Consider the following 5806-nt stretch of genomic DNA (forward strand, 5'->3'; position numbering starts at 1 on the left):
CGAGGCGCGGATCGCCGCGCGCAGTTGGTCGCCGCCGACGTTGTCCACCACGACGTCGATGCCGTCCGGGGCGGCCTTGAGCAACCCCTCGGCCGTGGACGCCTCCTCGCGGGAGAGCGCGGCGTCGTAGCCGAGCTCCGCGACCAGCCGCTCGGCCTTCGCCGGGGAACCGGTCGTGCCGATGACGCGTCCCGCGCCGAGCAGCCGGGCGACCTGTCCGGCCAGTGACCCCACACCGCCCGCCGCGCCCGTGACCAGCACCGTCTCGCCCGGACGGACTGGGGCCTCGCGCGTCAGCGCCGAATACGCCGTGACACCGGGCGCCAGGTACGCCGCCGGGTCGGGCAGCTCACCGTCCAGCTTGACGTACCGCCCCTCCGGCAGCAGTGCGTACTCGCGCCACCCGAGCCAGTGCGACACCAGGTCGCCGGGCCGGACGGACGCGTCGTCGGGTGCGGCGACGACCTCGCCCACGGCCGCCCCCAGCAGGACGTCGCCCGGCTGGAGGCGGGGGAGCGGCGTCTCGTCCTCCCCCTCGCCGATCAGCAGCCGCAGCCCGGGGAAGACGTGGAACACCAGGTTCCGGACGAGCACACCGGGGCCGTCCGGGACGGGGGCCTCCACGACCTCGAAGTTCTCCGGGCCGGGCAGCCCCGCCGCCCGGGACACGAGTCGGATCTCACGCATCACGCACTCCACAAGGTGTCGGAAACCCGGCGACGCTAACCCCTGACGCGCACGTCAGAGGCAAGCCGTCAGGGCCGCGTTAAGCCCGCGGGAGGCCGCGCTAAGGAAGCGTTAATGCCCGACAAATAGGGATGTACCAGGCGCTTTACTCCGGGTGAGCCCCGCAAGGAGGGGCTCCCGGAGAGCGGAGGAGGACCGCGATGGAGCGCTCGGAGAAGGCCGCCCGGCCGGCGGCGTCCGCGGCCGTGGCGGTCCCGCTTCACACCCCGCTGAACTGCGACGATGCCTGTCGTCAGGCGTCGGCCGGGCTCGCGTCCGACGGCTCGCCCGCCGCATGCGGGTGCGGCTCGGATCACTCGGCCGCCCGCTCTCTCGGCATCTCCGACAAAGGACACCGAAAGTGATGAGTGACGTCGTGTTCGTCCTGCTGACGCTGGCGGTCTTCGCCGTGCTCGGCCTGCTGGTGAAGGGCGTGGAGAGGCTTTGACCGCCGAGAACGCGGTCGGGCTCGTCCTGGCCGCCGTGGTGTTCGTCTTCCTGGTCGTCGCCCTGCTGTTCCCGGAGAGGTTCTGATGAGCACGACCGTCGCGGGAACGCTGTTCGCGGCGTCCCTGGTCGTCGCGATCGCGGCCGTCTACCGGCCGCTCGGCGACCACATGTACCGGGTGTACGCGGGAACGCGGCACTCGCGGATCGAGAAGGCCCTGTACCGGCTGATCGGGGTCCGTCCGGACGCCGAGCAGAGCTGGGGCGTGTACGCGCGGAGCGTCCTGGCGTTCTCCGTGGTGAGCGTTCTGTTCCTGTACCTGCTGCAGCGGGTGCAGAACCACCTGCTGCTGTCGCTCGGGTTCAAGCCGGTGGCGTCCGACCAGGCGTGGAACACCGCCGTCAGCTTCGTCACCAACACCAACTGGCAGTCCTACTCGGGTGAGACGACGATGGGCCACCTGGTCCAGATGGCCGGCCTCGCCGTGCAGAACTTCGTCTCGGCCGCCGTCGGCATGGCCGTCGCGATCGCCCTCGTCCGCGGGTTCGCCCGCAAGAAGACCGACCAGCTCGGCAACTTCTGGGTGGACCTCACCCGCGGGGTGCTCCGCATCCTGCTGCCGATCGCGTTCGTGGGCGCGCTCGTCCTCGTCGCGGGCGGGCTGATCCAGAACTTCGGCTCCGGGCACGAGGTGACGACCCTCGCGGGCCGTGCCCAGCACCTCACCGGCGGCCCGGTGGCCTCCCAGGAGGCCGTCAAGGAACTCGGCACCAACGGCGGCGGCTTCTACAACGCGAACTCCGCGCACCCGTTCGAGAACGCCGCGACCTGGACGAACTGGTTCGAGATCGTCCTCATCCTGTGCATCCCGTTCTCGCTGTGCCGCACGTTCGGGCGGATGGTCGGGCAGAACCGGCAGGGCTACGCGATCGTCTCGGTGATGGCGGTCCTGGCCGTCGCGAGCGTCGTCCTGACCAACGTGTTCCAGCTCATGCACCACGGGACGGTCCCGGTGGCGGCGGGCGCGGCCATGGAGGGCGTCGAGACGCGCTTCGGGGTGGCGAACTCGGCGACCTTCGCGTCGGCGACCACGCTGACCTCGACCGGCGCGGTGGACTCGTTCCACGACTCCTACACGAGCCTCGGCGGCATGATGACGATGTTCGACATGATGCTCGGTGAGGTCGCGCCCGGCGGCACCGGCTCCGGCCTCTACGGGATGCTCGTCCTCGCCGTGATCACGGTGTTCGTCGCCGGCCTGATGGTCGGCCGCACCCCCGAGTACCTCGGGAAGAAGATCGGCGCGCGCGAGATGAAGTTCGCGTCGATGTACTTCCTGACCACGCCGATGCTGGTGCTGTTCGCGACCGGGGTCGGCCTGGCGCTGAACGCCGGCCGGGCCGGGATGCTGAACGGCGGCGCGCACGGCCTCAGCGAGGTGCTGTACGCGTTCACCTCGGCGTCCAACAACAACGGGTCGGCGTTCGCGGGACTCTCGGCGAACACGGTCTTCTACAACACCGCCACGGGCCTGTGCATGGCGTTCGGACGGTTCGTCCCCATCGTCTTCGTCCTGGCGCTCGCCGGGTCGCTCGCGAGACAGGGCGGCACCCCCGAGTCGGACGGCACGCTGCCCACCCACCGGCCGCTGTTCGTCGGCCTGGTCGCGGGCGTGACCCTCGTCCTCGTCGCCCTCACCTTCCTGCCCGCGCTCGCGCTGGGCCCGCTGGCCGAAGGAATCCACTGATGACCACACAGAGCATCGAGGCCCCCGGTCAGGCTCCCGAGCCGCCGCGGCCCCCGGACCGGGTGCGGGGCGGGCTGCTGGACCCGAAGCAGCTGCTGAGGTCGCTGCCGGACGCCGTCCGCAAGCTCGACCCCCGCACGCTGTGGCGCAACCCGGTCATGCTGATCGTCGAGATCGGCGCCGCCTGGACGACCGTCCTGGCCGTCCTCCGTCCGAGCTTCTTCGCGTGGGCGATCGTCGTCTGGCTCTGGCTCACCGTCGTGTTCGCCAACCTCGCCGAGGCCGTCGCCGAGGGCAGGGGCAAGGCGCAGGCGGACGCGCTGCGCAAGGCCAAGACCGCCGCCAAGGCGCGCCGCGTCCTGGACTGGAGGCCCGGCGCGACCAGCCTGCGCGAGGAGGAGGTCGGCGCGCCGGACCTGCGCCTGGGCGATGTCGTGGTGGTCGAGGCAGGGCAGATCATCCCCGGTGACGGCGACGTCGTCGAGGGCATCGCCTCGGTGGACGAGTCGGCGATCACGGGGGAGTCCGCCCCGGTCATCCGGGAGTCCGGCGGGGACCGGTCGGCGGTCACCGGCGGGACCAGGGTGCTGTCGGACCGGATCATCGTGAAGATCACCCAGAGACCGGGCGAGTCGTTCATCGACAAGATGATCGCGCTGGTCGAGGGCGCGAACCGGCAGAAGACCCCGAACGAGATCGCGCTGAACATCCTGCTGGCCGCGCTGACGGTCATCTTCGTGATGGCGGTCGCGACGCTGCAGCCGATGGCGGTCTTCTCCAAGTCCAGCAATCCGGGCGTGGCCGACACGCTCTCGCTCGACGCGCACGGCGTGACCGGCGTCGTCCTGGTGTCGCTGCTGGTCTGCCTGATCCCGACGACGATCGGCGCGCTGCTCAGCGCGATCGGAATCGCGGGGATGGACCGGCTCGTCCAGCGCAACGTCCTGGCGATGAGCGGCCGCGCCGTCGAGGCGGCGGGCGACGTCAACACGCTGCTGCTCGACAAGACCGGCACCATCACGCTGGGCAACCGGCAGGCCGCGGACTTCGTCCCGGTCGACGGGGTCTCCGCGGAGGAGCTGGCGGACGCGGCGCAGCTCTCCAGCCTCGCGGACGAGACACCCGAGGGCCGCTCGGTCGTCGTGTTCGCCAAGGAGCGCCACGGCCTGCGTGAACGCCATGACCTCGTGCAGGAGGGCGAGCGTGGCGCCGACGCCGACGCCGACGCCGACGCCGACGCCGACGCCGACGCCGGCGGCGAGGATCGCAACAGCGCTCAGACCCGGAACTCTGGCGTCAACGCGGACGGGAAGGTCCATTTCGTGGAGTTCTCCGCTGCGACGCGGATGAGCGGAGTGGATCTCCCCGGTGGCCGCCAGGTCCGCAAGGGCGCGGCGAGCGCGGTCGCCGACTGGGTGCGCGAGAAGGGCGGAACGGTCCCCGGGCAGCTCGGCCGGATCGTGGACGGGATCTCGGCGTCCGGCGGCACCCCGCTGGTCGTCGGCGAGTCCACCGGCGGGACGGCCCGCGTGCTCGGCGTCATCCATCTCAAGGACGTCGTCAAGGCCGGGATGCGCGAGCGGTTCGACGAGATGCGCCGGATGGGCATCCGGACCGTCATGATCACCGGCGACAACCCGCTGACCGCCAAGGCGATCGCGGCGGAGGCGGGCGTCGACGACTTCCTCGCCGAGGCCAGGCCGGAGGACAAGCTCGCCCTCATCAGGAAGGAGCAGGACGGCGGACGCCTCGTCGCGATGACCGGGGACGGCACCAACGACGCCCCCGCGCTCGCCCAGGCCGACGTCGGCGTGGCCATGAACACCGGGACCTCGGCCGCCAAGGAGGCCGGGAACATGGTGGACCTGGACTCCGACCCGACCAAGCTCATCGAGATCGTCGAGATCGGCAAGCAGCTGCTCATCACCCGCGGCGCGCTGACCACGTTCTCCATCGCCAACGACATCGCCAAGTACTTCGCCATCATCCCGGCGATGTTCGTGGTCCTGTTCCCCGGCCTGGACGCGCTCAACATCATGCGGCTGCACAGCCCGCAGAGCGCGATCCTGTCCGCGGTCGTCTTCAACGCCCTGATCATCGTCGCGCTGATCCCGCTCGCCCTGCGCGGCGTGGCGTACCGGCCGTCCAGCGCGTCGAGGCTGCTGAGCCGGAACCTGTGCGTCTACGGCCTCGGCGGGATCGTCGCGCCGTTCGTCGGCATCAAGATCATCGACCTGTTCGTCCAGTTCCTCCCGGGGATGTCCTGACATGCGTATTCCAACCTGGCTCCGGCGGCACCTCGCCGCCGTCCGCGCCCTGCTCGTCCTGACGGTCGTGCTCGGCGTCGCCTACCCGCTCGCCGTGTGGGGCGTCGCCCAGCTCCCGGGGCTGCGCTCGCACGCCCGGGGATCCCTCGTCTTCGCCGACGGCCGGACGGTCGGCAGCTCGCTCATCGGCCAGTCCTTCACGGACAAGACCGGCGCTCCGATCAGGAAGTACTTCCAGAGCCGTCCGTCCATGGCGGGCGACGGGTACGACCCGACCGCGACGAGCGCGAGCAACCTCGGCCCGGAGAACATCGTCGACACGCTGCCCGACCCGAGCCTCGTCGCGGCGGGCAGGACCGACGAGAACGCCAAGACGAGCCTGCTGACCACCGTCTGCGCCCGCAGCAAGGCGGTCGGCGCGCTGGAGGGCGTGGACGGGAGCCGTCCGTTCTGCACGCGGGACAGCGGTGTCGGTGCCGTGCTGGCCCTGTTCGGCGACCGCGACCGGCGGGGCGGCGTCCCGCACCCGGCCCGCGTCGTCAGCGTGAACGAGGAGGCCGGTGTCGTGAAGGCGCCCTTCGTCGCCACCTACGACGGCGTGACGGTCGAGTTGGCGAA

The 5806-nt window shown here is 71.1% G+C and carries 5 protein-coding genes; 4 read left to right on the top strand and 1 reads right to left on the bottom strand.

Annotated features, from left to right (window positions below):
* Window positions 1-687 (bottom strand): zinc-binding dehydrogenase (locus tag AB0J52_RS24065; protein ID WP_500184327.1); only part of this gene is annotated, 687 nt, incomplete at its 3' end.
* Window positions 688-1170: 483 nt separating this feature from the next.
* On the opposite strand from AB0J52_RS24065, the gene AB0J52_RS24070 reads away from it, so the two are divergent.
* The 4 genes from AB0J52_RS24070 to AB0J52_RS24085 all read left to right on the top strand — a co-directional run.
* Entirely contained in the window at window positions 1171-1260 is a 90-nt protein-coding gene (locus AB0J52_RS24070; protein ID WP_500184328.1) for a potassium-transporting ATPase subunit F, read from the top strand.
* A complete protein-coding gene (gene kdpA, locus AB0J52_RS24075; RefSeq protein WP_500184330.1) occupies window positions 1260-2921 on the top strand; it encodes a potassium-transporting ATPase subunit KdpA in 1662 nt (553 codons plus the stop codon). The genes AB0J52_RS24070 and kdpA overlap by 1 nt, the downstream gene beginning before the upstream one ends.
* A complete protein-coding gene (gene kdpB / locus AB0J52_RS24080; protein WP_500184332.1) occupies window positions 2921-5188 on the top strand; it encodes a potassium-transporting ATPase subunit KdpB in 2268 nt (755 codons plus the stop codon). Before kdpA ends, kdpB begins: the two co-directional genes overlap by 1 nt.
* Before the next feature lies 1 nt (window position 5189).
* Window positions 5190-5806, top strand: a 617-nt coding sequence (locus tag AB0J52_RS24085; RefSeq protein ID WP_500184334.1) for a potassium-transporting ATPase subunit C, incomplete at its 3' end; no start/stop codon positions are given.

The organism is Spirillospora sp. NPDC049652 (assembly GCF_040675125.1).
Taxonomy (GTDB): domain Bacteria; phylum Actinomycetota; class Actinomycetes; order Streptosporangiales; family Streptosporangiaceae; genus Spirillospora.